General features: G+C 36.1%; 15 protein-coding genes and 1 pseudogene. 7 read left to right on the forward strand and 9 right to left on the reverse strand.

What is annotated here, in order from left to right; genetic code table 11:
- The first annotated feature begins 345 nt into the window (after nucleotides 1-345).
- The 3 genes from SSOP1_RS07655 to SSOP1_RS07665 all read left to right on the forward strand — a co-directional run bounded on the left by SSOP1_RS07655 (nucleotide 346) and on the right by SSOP1_RS07665 (nucleotide 3,842).
- Nucleotides 346-2,841 carry a penicillin acylase family protein gene (locus SSOP1_RS07655; protein ID WP_010923415.1) on the forward strand — a complete coding sequence of 832 codons (2,496 nt, stop codon included), beginning with the start codon at nucleotides 346-348 and terminating at the stop codon, nucleotides 2,839-2,841.
- 5 nt (nucleotides 2,842-2,846) lie between these two features.
- Nucleotides 2,847-3,188: a hypothetical protein gene (locus SSOP1_RS07660; protein ID WP_014511652.1), complete on the forward strand. Its 342-nt coding sequence runs from the start codon at nucleotides 2,847-2,849 to the stop codon at nucleotides 3,186-3,188.
- Nucleotides 3,189-3,518: 330 nt separating this feature from the next.
- A complete protein-coding gene (locus tag SSOP1_RS07665) occupies nucleotides 3,519-3,842 on the forward strand; it encodes a YeeE/YedE thiosulfate transporter family protein (RefSeq protein WP_009989149.1) in 324 nt (107 codons plus the stop codon).
- A 72-nt stretch (nucleotides 3,843-3,914) separates the two neighbouring features.
- Here SSOP1_RS07665 and SSOP1_RS07670 read toward each other — a convergent pair whose 3' ends face one another.
- The gene (locus SSOP1_RS07670; protein ID WP_009989151.1) at nucleotides 3,915-5,168 is read right to left on the reverse strand and encodes an APC family permease; all 1,254 of its coding nucleotides are present in this window, start codon (nucleotides 5,166-5,168) and stop codon (nucleotides 3,915-3,917) included.
- 105 nt (nucleotides 5,169-5,273) lie between these two features.
- Between SSOP1_RS07670 and SSOP1_RS07675 the strand changes: the two genes are divergently transcribed.
- Nucleotides 5,274-6,836, forward strand: a complete 1,563-nt coding sequence (locus SSOP1_RS07675; protein ID WP_009989152.1) for a hypothetical protein — start codon at nucleotides 5,274-5,276, stop codon at nucleotides 6,834-6,836.
- Here the strand turns inward: SSOP1_RS07675 and SSOP1_RS07680 are convergent.
- Nucleotides 6,828-7,463, reverse strand: a complete 636-nt coding sequence (locus tag SSOP1_RS07680; RefSeq protein WP_009989153.1) for a pyroglutamyl-peptidase I — start codon at nucleotides 7,461-7,463, stop codon at nucleotides 6,828-6,830. The genes SSOP1_RS07675 and SSOP1_RS07680 overlap by 9 nt on opposite strands.
- 103 nt (nucleotides 7,464-7,566) lie before the next feature.
- Between SSOP1_RS07680 and SSOP1_RS17000 the strand changes: the two genes are divergently transcribed.
- A complete protein-coding gene (locus SSOP1_RS17000) occupies nucleotides 7,567-7,719 on the forward strand; it encodes a hypothetical protein (protein ID WP_157861869.1) in 153 nt (50 codons plus the stop codon).
- Between the two features lie 188 nt (nucleotides 7,720-7,907).
- Here the strand turns inward: SSOP1_RS17000 and SSOP1_RS07685 are convergent, their stop codons facing one another.
- Nucleotides 7,908-8,873: an ISH3-like element ISC1439A family transposase gene (locus tag SSOP1_RS07685; RefSeq protein WP_010923080.1), complete on the reverse strand. Its 966-nt coding sequence runs from the start codon at nucleotides 8,871-8,873 to the stop codon at nucleotides 7,908-7,910.
- A gap of 273 nt (nucleotides 8,874-9,146) precedes the next feature.
- Here SSOP1_RS07685 and SSOP1_RS07695 point away from each other — a divergent pair.
- A pseudogene (locus SSOP1_RS07695) lies at nucleotides 9,147-9,425 on the forward strand (thioesterase family protein); the annotation flags it as partial.
- A gap of 573 nt (nucleotides 9,426-9,998) precedes the next feature.
- Here SSOP1_RS07695 and SSOP1_RS07700 read toward each other — a convergent pair.
- From SSOP1_RS07700 to SSOP1_RS07720, 6 genes are all read right to left on the reverse strand, one after another.
- The gene (locus SSOP1_RS07700) at nucleotides 9,999-11,231 is read right to left on the reverse strand and encodes an ATP-binding protein (RefSeq protein ID WP_009990770.1); all 1,233 of its coding nucleotides are present in this window, start codon (nucleotides 11,229-11,231) and stop codon (nucleotides 9,999-10,001) included.
- 21 nt (nucleotides 11,232-11,252) lie between these two features.
- Nucleotides 11,253-11,432 (reverse strand): hypothetical protein, encoded by a 180-nt coding sequence (locus tag SSOP1_RS07705; protein ID WP_231918245.1) that lies wholly within the window; start codon nucleotides 11,430-11,432, stop codon nucleotides 11,253-11,255.
- 33 nt (nucleotides 11,433-11,465) lie between these two features.
- Entirely contained in the window at nucleotides 11,466-11,612 is a 147-nt protein-coding gene (locus SSOP1_RS17630; RefSeq protein ID WP_009990766.1) for a hypothetical protein, read from the reverse strand.
- 843 nt (nucleotides 11,613-12,455) lie between these two features.
- Nucleotides 12,456-13,322: a hypothetical protein gene (locus SSOP1_RS07710; RefSeq protein ID WP_009993098.1), complete on the reverse strand. Its 867-nt coding sequence runs from the start codon at nucleotides 13,320-13,322 to the stop codon at nucleotides 12,456-12,458.
- A gap of 664 nt (nucleotides 13,323-13,986) precedes the next feature.
- A complete protein-coding gene (locus SSOP1_RS07715) occupies nucleotides 13,987-14,412 on the reverse strand; it encodes a HEPN domain-containing protein (RefSeq protein WP_009993099.1) in 426 nt (141 codons plus the stop codon).
- Entirely contained in the window at nucleotides 14,405-14,872 is a 468-nt protein-coding gene (locus SSOP1_RS07720) for a nucleotidyltransferase domain-containing protein (RefSeq protein ID WP_009993100.1), read from the reverse strand. Before SSOP1_RS07720 ends, SSOP1_RS07715 begins: the two co-directional genes overlap by 8 nt.
- Before the next feature lie 454 nt (nucleotides 14,873-15,326).
- Between SSOP1_RS07720 and SSOP1_RS07725 the strand changes: the two genes are divergently transcribed.
- Nucleotides 15,327-16,292 (forward strand): ISH3-like element ISC1439A family transposase, encoded by a 966-nt coding sequence (locus SSOP1_RS07725; protein WP_014511656.1) that lies wholly within the window; start codon nucleotides 15,327-15,329, stop codon nucleotides 16,290-16,292.
- Nucleotides 16,293-16,572 lie beyond the last annotated feature (280 nt).

The raw sequence follows: 16,572 nt of genomic DNA on the forward strand, positions 1-16,572 counted from the left end.
TAGTATCTTAAAGAGAGTATTATCTTTTAATTATAGAAGAAAAAGTTTCGACAAGGTGTGAGAGTCTGTCCTAGCGGAATGTATAGATACCCTATAAGGTATTTGCAATTATGAAGATCACTGTTGAGTAACTTAATTTATTGAGATGAAATACTTGTATTACCTTCCTTTCAATTAACCTTAGAGTGTTCAATTTTAGGTTTCTAATACCTCTTTGTGAGAGTTCAACACAAGATAAGAGGCCTATAAATATAAAGATATGTCGGACGACTATTATAGAAACTTTTTTATAAAATTTGGTCAACACAAGTATAATATGGAAAAGAAAAAGAGGTGTAATAGTGATTGAAAAGATATAATTACCTCATAATAGCTGTATTAGGGATTTTATTAGTTATTCTTTCCACCTTTACAACATCCCTATCAATTTTAAATCCATTTCTCGGAATTTGGTACTCTTCTGGTAACGTTAAAATTTTAAACGAAATCGTTTCAATCCCTGGCTTAATCGGCAACGTAAATATATGCATAGATAGCAATGGAATAGCTCACATTTACGCAACCAATCCCGGCGACCTCTTTGTAGCTGAAGGCTATTACGAGGCTAGCCAGAGGTTGTTCGAAATGGAGCTACTTGGTCTTCTGTCCATGGGAAATTTAAGCTCTTGGGTTGGTTCTAAAGCCTTATCTTCAGACATCGCTATGCATTTAATAGGAATACCTCAGAACGCAATAATGAGCTCACAATACTTAGAACAGAATTATCCAACAATTTACTTTTATCTGGAAGCCTTTTCTCAAGGTGTTAACGATTACATAAATACTCTAAACTATAGGAATTTGCCTTTAGAGTTCAAGTTATTAAACGTTAAGCCTTATTATTGGTCTCCCGTATACTCGTTAGCCATCGGTGAATACATGGCGTGGAGCTTAACTTCCGGCTTTAGCGAAGAACTTGAATCCGGGCTTCTTTACGCTTACTTTAACTACACTGAAATTAATGAAATTAACCCATATTATCCTCATTTCATAGATGGGAACCTCACTGTGGTCCCAGGTGATGGTACAGTTAACGGTTATAATTTAACCGATCAAGGGATTTCACCTCAGTATCTGTGGTCGCTAAACTGGTATCAGCCATGGGCTACTGGTATTAGTAAAGATCAGTTAAAAGAGTTAGTACCCCTAATGAAGTATGCCCTACTCAACATTTCGGATCCCTTTATCCCATTTCCGAAATTCGCAAGCAACTCATGGGTCATAACTTCCAACTTTTCCACTCAAGGTCCAATACTGGCTAATGACCCACATTTACCTTTATTCTCACCCTCATTGTGGATCCCATTACAGCTTATAGCAGCAATGTTTAATGTGACTGGTTGGTCATTAGTTGGTATACCCGGAGTACTAATTGGGCACACACCTTACACTGCATGGGGATTGACTACACCCGAAGGAAGCTCCTCAAACGCCTATCTGGAAATACTGAGAGAGAACGGACTTGAATACTACTATAACGGCAAATGGTATTTAACAGGTGTGTATTATTATACATTAATGGGGAAAACATACACTGTCTACTATACGAATAATGGACCGCTAGTAGCTAGGTATAAGAATTACGGAATAAGCTTGTATTGGTCTGCATGGAAGGAGCCTATTCTTACAGTAGTTTCCATAATTCTTTTAGACAGTTCAACGTCCTTTAGCGATCTAATAAACGCAGCAAGGTATTGGGTAATTCCTCCACAGAACTTGGCAATCGTAAGTAGGCACCACGCAGGGATAATCGTAGCTGGGCTATATCCGCTCATAAATGAGACCTTACCTAACGGAAAAAGCGTGTTGGTAGTAGGTGCAAGAATGCCATTAAACGGTACTACTGCGAAATACGAACCAATTGGTTACATACCCTTCAAATACCTACCGCAGACGTTTGATCCCTTAAGGGGTTTCGCTTTCGCACCTAATCAGCCTACTGTTTGGATAAATTATCCATTCCCGTTCATTGGCGGATTCTGGAGCTCTGGTGGTAGGGCTGAGGACATTTATCATTATTTAGAGTATCAGCGATATGTTAACGTTAGCGATATGATGAAATTACAATCTAATGTAACCGATTATTGGGCATCACTACTTACTCCCCTTATAATAAAGGCTATAAACAATAACGTGAACGGCAGTATCCAAGAAGCTGCGTTAAACTATTTACGTAATTGGAACTTCACGTTTTACCAAAACGAGGTCGCGCCAACAATATATACTTATATAGTAGCTGAAATGGTGAACAATAGTATTGCGAAAATACTTAATAACACGGGTTTAGACATATTAGATATAGCTAGTATACCTTATATTGTACCTGACTTCATATACATTGCACAAAACGATCCAACATCAACTTGGGTCAATGGGAACTTCACTAACTTAGTTAGGCAGTCTTTTATTAAAGCAATCTCGTTATTAGAAGAGAATTTAGGAGACAATATAAGTCAATGGTATTGGGGAAGAGTACATTTCTTAGAAATTTACAACCCATTGGGATTAAAGGCACTTTCCGTTGGACCTATTCCAATATTTGGTGATCCTCATACGCTTGCAGTTGGTTCAACTCCCTATATTCCCACAGTTCCTTTACCTTACGTAACAGTAGGTTCATCGCTCAGGTTTATAGCTTCACCATACTCTTCACAATTCTACGGGATATTTCCGGGAGGTCCCTCAGAGAGTCTAGTTAGTGAGTTTAGGGAGAATCAATTACCCTTATGGCTATCCTTCAAATACGTCTCCTATTCTGGGTATAATTACACTACAATAGCGAAAATATCATTAGAGCCGTGATAGTGATGAAAGTTTCAAATATGATTTACATTATCATTTCAATTGTACTAGCGTATATAATGCAAATCTTTGTATTGTATCCATTTACAGCCATAGTTGTAGGAGTACCATTAGGATTATTAAGCAGGAAATATTCAATGATAGGAAGTTTTCTCATAGGGTTCTTGTCCTCGCTTTCCCTTTACCTAATTTACCCTATTGACGGCGTTAGTAGGATGGCAGAAATAATTGGACGATTAATTAACGCTAACCCATTTCTAGCTATACTTCTTTACCCACTAATTTATGGTACAATATCATTAATTAGTGCGCTATTATTCTATTATATAATTAGAGTAAGTAAATAAATAATGTACTCTTGTTGGCTTTACGATAATCGTTTCTTTTTGTCTTATTTGGTGTTGTAGTAGTATTTTCTTACATAACCTATCTGTTATTCTCGTAATTTCTCACCTCTCCTTATCCCAAGGATGTGAAGAGGGAAGACTTTTACTCGTCCTTTTATTTATAACATTAATATCAGAGGATAATTCTATTAAAATAGAGAAAACGCTTAATAATATTACTGATTTATTTTCAAAAGGATGATTTTGGGTCTACCAGTGAGGGCGGAGTAGTTCACTAATATTGAGTACAATCAGATCAACGAACATATAATTAAGGGATTACGCTGAGAAATGCCTAAAGCTAGTTTGCCTTACTATTCCGAAGTGTTGATAGGAGTTAGGAAATGTATGAACGTTTTAGTTACCAAGAGTTTGGTAGAGGTTAGAGAAACTGAAGACTACTCACTACTTTTCTTCCTAGGTGCATTCTTCGGAGCTTTCCTAGTATTGTTTGAAGCTAGAATTGCAAATTGCTGTACGTTTGGTCACATACTGTCCGGAAACCTACAGATGGTGATTTCGAGTTTCGCATTCCTAATTGCAGTAATGTTAGGAGTGTGGATAACTTTAAGCTTAGTGTTGAGACTGAGAATTAACAGCATAGGATATAGGTGAACTACTATATAGATGATAAGGGATACTTTCTCTCTTTATGGAAATATATATATAGCAATATCTTTTTTCCTTTCACTTTTTCCTATTCTCATGTGCTTTCACTTCCCTTAACGTTTCATACACTAAAATTCCTATAAATAGCGTAACAACACCTATTTCCAAAGAGTTTAAGCCGAGTGAAATCATGAATAGTGCTGAAAGTATTATTGCGAAAACTTGGATTACTGGAAAAGCGGGAGATCTGAAACTTCCCCTTAGACCTTTCCTTCTGACAATTATGACTTCCAGACCAGTAAGCATATAGGAAAATATGATCCCGAAATTACTGGCTAACGCTATTGCCTCCACGTTCCCTAATAGTAGCGATGCTAACATTATCCCACCTACAACTAATAGCTCGTGTTTTACTGGTAATTGGAAATCCCTTGACAATTGCCTTAAAGTCCTTTCACTGGCAACAATGATGGATAAGGTTACGCTAATAGTTGCTAGGATTGCTGATATTGAAGTAATTAGGAACAACCATGTGGGAGCGTGAATTTGGGATAGGGCTAAGGAGAGAGGGGCTGAAGTTTGACCGTAATAGTACCAAGGCATTGCGTCAACCATGGAGAATATAACTGAGATATAGATTATTGAGGTTATTATTAACGACATCACAATCGCCCTTGGGATTACCTTTTCACCGTTTTTAGTTGATGGCGTTAGTGTGACAATTGTGTTAAAGCCGGAATAGGAGAAAAAGGCCAAATTCGACGTTGTCAATACTCCTTGTATTCCATGGGGAAACAACGGTACGAAATTATGTACTTTTATCCCTACTATAATGGGGATTGTTAATGAGAAGAGTATTAGACTTGAAATGTTTATTATCACAAATATCGTATCGACTTCAGCAACTGTCCCTATCCCGAAATAGTCCAAAACCAGTAAGATTACGATGAGTATCACAGCTAAAGTGTAGTAAAGCGTTTTGGGTAGACCAAATAGTAGGAGATAGCCCGAAAAGCCTAGAGCAGTTGCAGCTCCGCCAATTACATATGATATTACCCTAAACCAACCCACTAGGAATCCGGACATTTCCCCTAAGGTCTTTAAGGTAAAACTGTAAACTCCTCCTTCAACGTCAGTGAAAATCGAGGATAATTCTGCACTATTTAATCCAATTGACATTGCGAAAATTGCAGTAAATATAAAGGCTATTATTGCTCCAGGCCCAGCGACGCTTATCGTCGAACCCGCCATAACGAATATACCAGCTCCTATTATGTTTCCTAAACCAATGAATAAAGCTTGCCAAAAGGTCAGTAGTTTCTTTTCACTCATTGGTTTAACTAGTTTTCTCCAGTTTTAAATATCCATCTTTCAATTTTATATTAGATTTGGGAAAAAGCTTAAAAAAGGGAAATATCTTCCTTTAAATCGATAAAAATGAATAAATATATTTTAGTTTCTGTATTATTAATCTTGGTAACTGTAAGTGGAGTTATAGGTTACCTAGTGGGAAGTACAAACCACGAAACTACGCAAACTATAGTACAAGGGCAAAAGATAATAGTATATCCACAGAGTGATCCTGCGAATTTAGGAAATGGTGAAGACTACCTAATAAACCCAGTATTTCCATATCACACGATAGCTGCACAATATGCCTATGTTACTCCAGGTGAAGGTTTAGTATTTATAGGAAATCCCTACATTTCTGGTAATGGCTATTTAGCAGGTGCTAAAGGGGCTGCAGTAGTTTCCTCAATGTTAGCCTACCAACCCTTAACTAGCTATAACTATTATCTGTATATTAATTCTCCGAGTTGCATTAACGTGGGTGGTGCAGTAAAGACTGATTCCGCTACAGTTATGTATTTAGCATCAATGCTAAATGAACAATCTTCATTAAATAAGTCGTTATACTTCTTAGGGGATGTTGGCTTAGAAGGTTACATGTACTCAACTGGTGTTGTATACCAAAGGATTGTACAATTGTATGAGGGAGGAATTTATTACTTGGTAGTTCCTCAAATGATGGCTCTGGCTGAGGGTCAAAATTACCAAATGGCATTACAATTCGCTAAAGAGCATGGAGAAGTTTTGTATACAGTCTCATCAATACCACAAATTTATCAAATAGTAACACAATCACAATTACCCCAACAAAAAGGTTACATTGATTTCCCAATCAATTTCAGTGCTGGTTTTCAGTACTTAAGCCAAATTTACAGTACGTTGTACAATGGAAGTATTAATGCTACTGCAAAGGCTATGGCTCAAAAGTATTGGAGTGAAGCTGAGAGTTTAGCAAAGAGTGGAAATTATACCACCTTTTACTTCTTACCGAACCCCGCAGTTAACGCAATTGAATTACTTTATCAGAACAATTATAATTTATCAGCTGAAGTTGATAAGGCAATTTTAGAAGCAAGTAATTTGAGCAATTTGTGGAAGATCGAAACTGCTAGCGAAGCTGCATATTTATTTACCGGTAATTTATCAGATAAGATATTGGCTAACGCTTGGGCTTCCTTGAGTTTGTCCATAAATGTAGGATCGTCCATTACACCCTATGGTTTCTATCGGGGATTGTATAATGCGTTTATAATTGATTTATACGCAGCTGAGTATGTTGATAGTGTTACCAACTCTCAATATGGTAACATTTCGCTACTATTACAAACGTATAGAAATCCTAACGTGATATATGACTTTGGTTTCTTCTCCAACTACTACGCTAAGATGAGTATAAAGTTTAGAGATTACTTCTTAAAGCAGTTGAACACTACGGATCAACAAGTAGTGTTGAATTCAATTTACTCATATATGGCAAACGAGACTCAAATACTTGAGAACGCAGCAGCCTATTACGATGGACCTTCAGTTGTCGGCTATTTAATGATGAGTCATGGAATGCAGACTCACAATTTGGCTCTACTTTACTATTCAATGCCCTTCACGAGGTTTGTCATGAATATGGAGGAGCTAACTTGGCAACTAGGATAAGGTAAGATTCTCTTTTTTATTTTTATTTGTTAATATAAATTCTATTGATAACTTTATTCCCCTTATCATAGTATCTAAACTCATGGATGGAATAGATCGTTGTATTCTCGCGGCATATGACTCGTGTAAGGGAACGTGAATGAAACCACCTAAGCTATTGTACTTTCTAGCTTCCCTAATTATGATGTACATTGCGTTATTACAAAGATAGCTACCAGCACTTAAGCTTAATTCAGCTGGTATTCCGTTTTCATTTAATAAGTCTACAAGGTCCTCTACTGGTATATTCGTAAAGATACCGTCTTGCCCTAAGGGGTCAATCTTCTCTCCCCTATACTTCTTTCCAGCGTTATCTCCTTCCCTTGAATACCTATAGTTTATGGCTATCTTCTCTGGAGTTATCTTCGCTCTACCCGGGGCTAAACCAATTCCCAAAGTTAATATTGGTTTCGTCTCCCTAATTTTCGTAACTATCACATCCTCTATCTTCTTATACTCAACTGGCAGTATCACACCTTTGACCTCTTCCTTTAATATGGTACTTCTATTTAAGGCTTCAACAATTAACTGAGATGGATTTTCCTTGTATTCCAAAAAGGGTTCAAAACCAAACAAGAGAACTGTCATACTAATCTCTTTAACGCTCAGACTATTAACTTTATTTTTTTTTCTTTTCTCTCTCCTCTTACGAAGGTTGGGGAGAGTTTAGAAAAGACCTTTCTCTAGCATTTTGGAAAAGTTCTTAGACTATGATCTAGTGGTATATCCTTTGCCTATAAGCCATAAACTTTCTGAAAGCACTATCGTTAAGCCGGAACATTCAGCAATTGCAGTTGCAAGTAGAAGTGTTAACAGTGGTGTTTCACCAAATTATTTCATTTGAAAGATATAATATTAGTCCTTTCAAAAAGAGATTGATATAGAGAAAAACAATAAAATTATTATGAAACATAACATGTTAAGGTAATTTGCAAAAAATATAGCGTACAATTCTAATAATAAGAGGAGAATTCTGAATTTTTCTCACGTGGTGAAAACGACGTGCATAGTCTCCTCTGAACACCGAGAAAGTTAGAGAAGCTTGACGAATGAATCGAAGGACAAAACCTTCTTACACGTGGACTTGAAGTTAAAGAGAAGATGATTCACTAGATTCCACGCAGAATCCAGAACCGTGTAATAGAGGAACAAGAAGATCTTGTTACTCAACTTCCTAACATACCTTATCCTTGCCTTCCTAACCTTAAAACCCTCCTCAACCTGCCACCTCAACCTATAGAGTTCAGCCAGTTCATAGGGATCTCCCTCGAAGTTCGTCACGAACATAAAGTGCCTCGGCTTTCCCTTAACGTAAACCACATCGTAATAATAAAGCCCTTCAAATTTCAAGACCCTATACGCAACGTAAACCTTGTCCTTAACCTCGTATCTCTTCTCAACTAATGGAACGTTAGATAGTTCCTTGAATCCCTTCAAGTTCGACTTTCCTCTCACAATGGTCTTCACGGGCATTTCCTTGATGACCCCTAGGTTCAAGAATCCGGCGTCAGCTACAACGTAATCTATTTCCATGTATTGGCTTACTTCCCTCACGCTCCTGAGTAGGAACTGTGATGGACTGTCGCTTCTCAAATCTGCTACCTCCACTAGGAGGGGTAACCTTAAGGGATATACGAGGTCCAAGGATCTCATCTTTACTCCTTTTCTCTTCCAGTTGTAGAGTAGAAAGCCCTCTGCTTTTTCTTGTTCCTTTTCTCCCACGGTTAATCCGGTCTCATCTACAGCGACTACGTTGATCTCTCCCTTTACTTCTCTGTAGATTGGGTAGAACTTGAAGGTTCTCTGACCTTTACTAATTACTTTCTCGCCTCGTCTTACTACCTTCAAGTAGTATTTTCCTCTGTTTCCGGTTAGCAAGGATGGTGCTGCTTTCACTATTTCCGGGTCTAGATCTTGAGAGATAACGTTAATATTGTTTGTTGCTAAATTTATAGCGAGGGACTTCAGCTCCGTTTTGGATACTTGTATGGTTTGCATAACGGAGTTATGGAGTCCCTCGCTTTAACCTTTTCTTGTTCATCTCGTCCTTCCACCTACTTTCCTCTATTGATAATACTAGACAAATGGTATTACTCTTTATATATAAACTCGTTTTCTGTTAGTTTCTTCAACAAATATGAAAATTTTTTGCTTCTTGTGTTGAAATAAGCCGATTTTTCTAACTCCGCTCTGATATTTTTCTCTTCCATAGAAATTGTATCATTTTGAGTAAAATTGGTGAAACACCACTGAAGTGTTAACGTTTTATCAACTCCCATGATGATTGTCTTTATGGAAAACGTCTTCATGGAGTTGGTACAAAAATATTTAAAAAAGGGGAAGACAGCTGTAGGCTATCGCGTAGACGTTAAGCACTTAATGTCAGTTGGTATTGGTAAGGAAATAAGAGTGAAAGCAACGCTAAAAGAGGTTAATGGTAGAAGGTTTAAGTTCGAGGTTGAAGCCTTTTACGAAGACAAGAAAATTGGTGAGGGATTTCATGAGAGGGTAATAATTTATGAGGTTGAATTCATGAAGAGGGTTTTATAATATTTCTCAGAACCTCTGCTTTGTGGACTTGTTGAATTTTTAGCAAACGTTTAAGATATCTTACAGGCCTAAATTGTAGACCTTGAGATTAATTGAAAGGAAGATAATAGCGGTTTAGTTAGAAATATTCAACAGATCAACTAAGCACAGAACCTCTAAAACTTATGTGTAATTATATTTAGTATCTGACGTTTCAACGTTTACTGTTAGTAAATCCTCAGTATTATAACTGATCTTAGCTACGTCTTTTCTCTCAAGTTCTAAGTATAAGTCTTTCCTAATTCCCTTATTGAAACTGTGTTAGGGGTAATAGCTTAAGCAATGTAAGAAATCACCAATATCGTATTGTTGGGAGTGTTCTCATGCAGTCATCTTATTCGAACGGATTTCTATTATTTATTACGAGGCTTTATGTCCTAACCCATTTCTTTCGTCTCTTTATTAAGTAGCTTAATGAAGATATTAGTCCACAATCTTTACTAAAAGTATCTAACGGATCTTACAAAAATTACTCGAACTTAATCATAGTCGTAGAGATCAACATCTTCTTTTAACTCGGTAGGTTAATAGGAATCATTCAAGAAGGAACCTGTATAGCGGTAGTACTTCTATATTAACTCCTTCTACTTGGATTTTCTCCTCTAGATCCCAAGTGATTATTAGTAATTTTTTAGCCTTAGTTAGTCTATAACCTTCAATGAGCCCTCTAATTTCCCTATTTTCAATTTTATCACTAGTATAAGTTACTTGTATTAACCTAGAGTTCTTTTCGTCATAAAAGTCAACCTCATAATTATTCCTCATATAATATAATTTCTCCTCACCTTGTAATTCCCTCAAGAGTTTTATAGCTACTAGATTCTCTATTATCCTTCCTTTATCCTTCCCTTTTATTGCTAAGTTTGAAACTATCCCAACATCAACCACATAAACTTTCTTGTTATAAGTAAGTCTTTGCTTCAATTTTTCACCGTATCTAGGTATAAAAAAGGTCAAGTATGCTTCTCTTAACCCGCTCGCCCATTTCTCTACAGTCCTCTTATTTAATCCTAATATCTTTGCGATACTCGAAAGTGAAATCTCATTAGAGTAATAAGAGATTACAGTCCTCGCAAACTCTCTGAACTTCTCTATCTCCCTAATTTTATACCTACTTACAATATCTTTAAAGAGGATGTCATTGTAAATTACATTCACTTGTTCTTTCCCCAACATTAATGCTTCTGGAAAACCTCCAACTTCTGTGTATTTTTCCAATTCATTTTTTAACGTCGAAATAACCCTAGTTGAAAAGTATTCTACTTTCACCTCTTTATACTTTAAATATTCCTGAAAAGAAAAAGGGAAAAGGATATAATCGCTATGCCTACCAGTTAAATACGTAGCTAATTCTCCAGAAAGCATTTTAGAATTACTCCCAGTAATTATAAGCTTTTTAACATCCCTTAACCTTGAGACAAAAAGCTCCCATCCTTTTACGTTATGAATCTCGTCTAAAACTATATAATCTACATCAACACCATAAAGTTCGTAAATTGCTTGTAAAACCTTATTAAGATCGCCGATGTTAAGGTTATAAAATCTCTCATCGTCAAAGTTTACATAAGCGAATTTCTTTCTCTTGAGAAGAAGTAGGGAAAGTGTCGATTTCCCGGATCTTCTTACACCTAAGATTGCTAAAGCGTTTGGCACTTCTAAATACTTTAATAAGTTCGGTACGTCTCTTTCAACTAACTTCCTACTCATTTTCTCTTCTAAGACATCCCTCTGGTCACTAAGAACTCTCTTTATTTCTTCAATATACATGGTATATTATACTGCACCAAGTTATTTAAAAGTTGGTATATTATACTGCACCAAATTACCTCTTCCTACCAGTAGGAAGATTATGATAATAATTCCCATAGCCATGCCTATAATTGATCCTACAACCACGTAGTTAATACTTTCCACTAATGTTTCTTGAATAAGTTGATTAACAATTACAAATATCCAGAGCCAATTCAAAAGTATGGTAATATGGAAAGTATCCATATTATGTTATAATGGCAATTTTTTAATATTATCATCAAAGTTATTATCAGATTCTATCTTGTTCTTATCAATTTTATCAAAAATTTTAGATGCTATATAGTAAGTTCCTAAGGAATGTTCAAATCTTGTATGCCTTATGGATGGAAATACCATGTATGCCATTCCATTCTGAATTATATGCCTTAACCTCTGAAAATAAGGATTGTCACCTCACTTAGACTCAATTTTTATATTCCCATGTATAGGATCATTAATATACTTATACTTCTCCATATTCTTACCTTATAGATATATTAATTTTTAAATTAGGTAGGGGAGTGTTCTCATGCAGTCATCTTATTCGAGAAGTATTAGTAAAATTATATCATGCTAGAAACTTTTCACAATTAGTCGTTTCGATCGAGATGCAGCCAATGAATTAGAACATGAAAACAGCCTCTGAAAAAGGTTTATTTGCGAGGGTTATGAGATCTTTTGCAGTAGTATTAGAATGGATCTCTAAAACCCTTGCACATAAGTTTTTCTAAAATATACTTGCTTATAGTCTGAAGGGCAACAACATTTCTAAAACTACACAAGACCTTTCCGTATGATAGGAATAGAGTCTTGCCCTTTAAAGTCTCAGAAAGTATAATGTCTTTGTTCAGATTTCTATATCTTAAACGTTAAACGAGCGTTTTTCCATACTACTCCAATATTTTTACAAACATTTTTTGAATCTCATGACTGTTTGAGAACACTCCCCCAATACTTTATATCATAAACCTCGAGGGAAGGAAGGATAACAACAAGAAGCTTAACTAAAAAGAGATTATAACTTAATGAATAGATGCCATAATTTTTTATGGTAACGGAACATAAATTTCTTCATAGAATTATACTAAGCTAGACAATATTACGATTGACAGAAGATACTTAAATCCCCTCTTTACACCAAGTTACGCTGTTTATTCTTCACTTCTTCAAAAAAAGTTTCGTAGAAGAGGAAAAGCATAACTACTTGATCACATGAGAAGCTATAACTTCTACCCCTTCCTCTTCAAGTTTCTTCTTCACTTTCTCATCCACAAAGTTCGCCACAACAAATATCTTTATCTTCTTATTCTTATACTTTGCAGAGAATAGCTTTTTTCTAACAATGATTTGATCATATGTCCCCTTATCCGCAAAATTCTTTATCTCAAACACATAAACATACTCATTCGTTTCATAAAAGTCTACCTCAAACACTTTACCCTTCTCTATTACTCCCTCATCATCAACTATCTTACCGTGAGCCACCTTCTTAGGGTCAACACTATGAAGTTCTAAAGATTTTCTATAAAGCTTTAGCATGGCCTTCTCCATGCCCTTTCCTGCCCTATTAGTAAAACTACCCAACTCTATCGAAAGTTTCTTAACTTCCCGACCCAATCTAAGCACAGCCTTTTGTAATGCTTCAATGGCTTCTCCCTGCTTTTTGACCGCCTCTTGTAAGGACTGAATAGCCTCGGTATGCTTATTCACAGTCTCTTGTAAGGATTGAGTAACTTGCTGTAGTGCTTGAATAGCCTTCCCTTGTTCTTTGACCGCCTCTTGTAAGGACTGAATAGCCTCGGTATGCTTATTCACAGTCTCTTGTAAGGATTGAGTAACTTGCTGTAGTGCTTGAATAGCCTTCCCTTGTTCTTTGACCGCCTCTTGTAAGGACTGAATAGCCTCGGTATGCTTATTCACAGTCTCTTGTAAAGCCCTTATAGCTTCACTGTTTTCTTCTAATTTCTTTATCACAATTTCGTCTTTAAGCCTGCCGTAAATTTTTTCAGCTAATACTGAAAGCAACTGAGGATTATTAAGTAACTCGTCAATAATTTTCTCACTCATATTTGATTACTTTAAAAATGAGGATTATAAACCATTCGGAGCAATCAGAGGATTATTCTCTGTCAAGCTTTTAGACGACAAGATATTCCCTTTAGGTCTCATATTAGCTTAGAGAGGCAGTAGACTTGCATTTAGACTGGGTTGAGGTTGATACTGTTGATTCATTTCAAGGTGGGGAAAAAAATTTAGTAATGTTTTAGTGTTACTGCTACTAATCCTTAAATTCACTACAAATAAGCGTGTAGATTAAGCGTAGCTTTCACACGACCAAAGTACAAACTAATTGTTCTGGGAAATGAGGAGTATATACTAAATTTAAAGGACGATAATTTAATCAAAACGTTTGTTAAGTATGCTTATAGTGAAAACAACGTATGGAGTTTTGATAAGGATTTTATACGTAATGCTTTGTTGAATACTTCAATTTTCTAAGAGGTTAAGCTCATCAATTTTTCTTAAATTCGAAATCAAGCGTTGATTTAAAAGTAAACTCCACTAGTATTTTGGAAAAGTTCTTAGACTATAATCTAGTGGTATATCCTTTGCCTAAAGCTATAAACTTTCTGAAAGCACTAACGTTATCTCAGATAAAAATTGAAGAGATCCACAAAGCATATACGTAAATAACGTTTAAAGTATCAACCCTTTCTTGTCTTGATTTAACTTATTTAATTTCGTTATACAGTTTGAGTGATAACTCATATACGTACTTTGCTGATTCTAATGCTTTTCTGCAATAACTTTCAGTATAAAGCTCTGTAGGAGGTATTCCTTCAACTTCGTCACCGTACATTGATGGTTCTCTCTCAGCCCTTAACCATCGTGAGATATAAGCTATATTTTCAGCTTCCTTTTTTAACCATGATGGTAATCTATCCATATTTTCAACTAATATCTTACCCGGATCGTGGATCTTTCCATACTCAATTCCCAATAAGCGTAAAATTGCTTTTATAGACAATTCAACTATTTCTTGTGAAGCTCTAACACAAAAAGCGTAATCCTTATCCTCATTAAGGCTAAGTTCCGCATACTTAATCCTTATTTTAGCTTCTCTTAAATAACCTTCAGCAATTTCCTTACTATTCATACTTTATAACCTCTCCAGGTTTTACCTTAGTTAGTATCACATAATATATTCTCCCTTTCTTCTTCCTCACTGCACCTAGCTCCTCAAGTCTTTTTCTAACTCTCTCAAAAGTGTTTTTCATAACATCGTTTTTATCATAAAGTATCTTAGCATCAAACACTATGTCAATGTATAGTGGTCTAAACTTAGTAGCTTTTTCAACATCAAGGAAAATTGGCGAAACGTAGGGATTATAACCCTTTTGCCTTAACTCCTTATATACAGTGAGATCTAGGATCTTTTCTACTTCAAAGAATTTTTTGAATACTTCATATCTATCTTCAATTTTATCAAGAACTATAAGCAAATCAATGTCACTATCTTTCCTCTGATCCCCTCTAGCATAAGATCCAAAAAGGACGATGGAGACTAAGTTGTCACCGTAAACTTTCAGAAATGCTTCAACAATCTCTTTTTCCATAGTAAAAGAGTACTGATCTACTAATTTTATTTTTATTGCCTTTGTAGTAGTTGAGTGCGATTCATGTGTCTTCTGCGAATTGTAATTTGTAAATAATACGTTGTAAAAATGTTAACATTTGGTAAGCATGTTTCTCTACTAATTAGTTATCTTCGTTTAGTTAATTTCGTAGCTTCTTTGAAATAAAGTGAGTTCGCAATCAGTGGTGTTTCACCAATTTTACTCAAAATGATACAATTTCTATGGAAGAGAAAAATATCAGAGCGGAGTTAGAAAAATCGGCTTATTTCAACACAAGAAGCAAAAAATTTTCATATTTGTTGAAGAAACTAACAGAAAACGAGTTTATATATAAAGAGTAATACCATTTGTCTAGTATTATCAATAGAGGAAAGTAGGTGGAAGGACGAGATGAACAAGAAAAGGTTAAAGCGAGGGACTCCATAACTCCGTTATGCAAACCATGATATTACCCAAAACGGAGCTGAAGTCCCTCGCTATAACTTTAGCAACAAACAATATTAACGTTATCTCTCAAGATCTAGACCCGGAAATAGTGAAAGCAGCACCATCCTTGCTAACCGGAAACAGAGGAAAATACTACTTGAAGGTAGTAAGACGAGGCGAGAAAGTAATTAGTAAAGGTCAGAGAACCTTCAAGTTCTACCCAATCTACAGAGAAGTAAAGGGAGAGATCAACGTAGTCGCTGTAGATGAGACCGGATTAACCGTGGGAGAAAAGGAACAAGAAAAAGCAGAGGGCTTTCTACTCTACAACTGGAAGAGAAAAGGAGTAAAGATGAGATCCTTGGACCTCGTATATCCCTTAAGGTTACCCCTCCTAGTGGAGGTAGCAGATTTGAGAAGCGACAGTCCATCACAGTTCCTACTCAGGAGCGTGAGGGAAGTAAGCCAATACATGGAAATAGATTACGTTGTAGCTGACGCCGGATTCTTGAACCTAGGGGTCATCAAGGAAATGCCCGTGAAGACCATTGTGAGAGGAAAGTCGAACTTGAAGGGATTCAAGGAACTATCTAACGTTCCATTAGTTGAGAAGAGATACGAGGTTAAGGACAAGGTTTACGTTGCGTATAGGGTCTTGAAATTTGAAGGGCTTTATTATTACGATGTGGTTTACGTTAAGGGAAAGCCGAGGCACTTTATGTTCGTGACGAACTTCGAGGGAGATCCCTATGAACTGGCTGAACTCTATAGGTTGAGGTGGCAGGTTGAGGAGGGTTTCAAGGTTAGGAAGGCAAGGATAAGGTATGTTAGGAAGTTGAGTAATAAGATCTTCTTGTTCCTCTATTACACGGTTCTGGATTCTGCGTGGAATCTAGTGAATCATCTTCTCTTTAACTTCAAGTCCACGTGTAAGAAGGTTTTGTCCTTCGATTCATTCGTCAAGCTTCTCTAACTTTCTCGGTGTTCAGAGGAGACTATGCACGTCGTTTTCACCACGTGAGAAAAATTCAGAATTCTCCTCTTATTATTAGAATTGTACGCTATATTTTTTGCAAATTACCTTAACATGTTATGTTTCATAATAATTTTATTGTTTTTCTCTATATCAATCTCTTTTTGAAAGGACTAATATTATATCTTTCAAATGAAATAATTTGGTGAAACACCACTGGTTCGCAATGGATATCTGAATCTCCCTCATTAACACTTCAGAAAAAAGTAAGATTCAATTA

It is taken from the genome of Saccharolobus solfataricus, from assembly GCF_900079115.1.
GTDB lineage: Archaea > Thermoproteota > Thermoprotei_A > Sulfolobales > Sulfolobaceae > Saccharolobus > Saccharolobus solfataricus.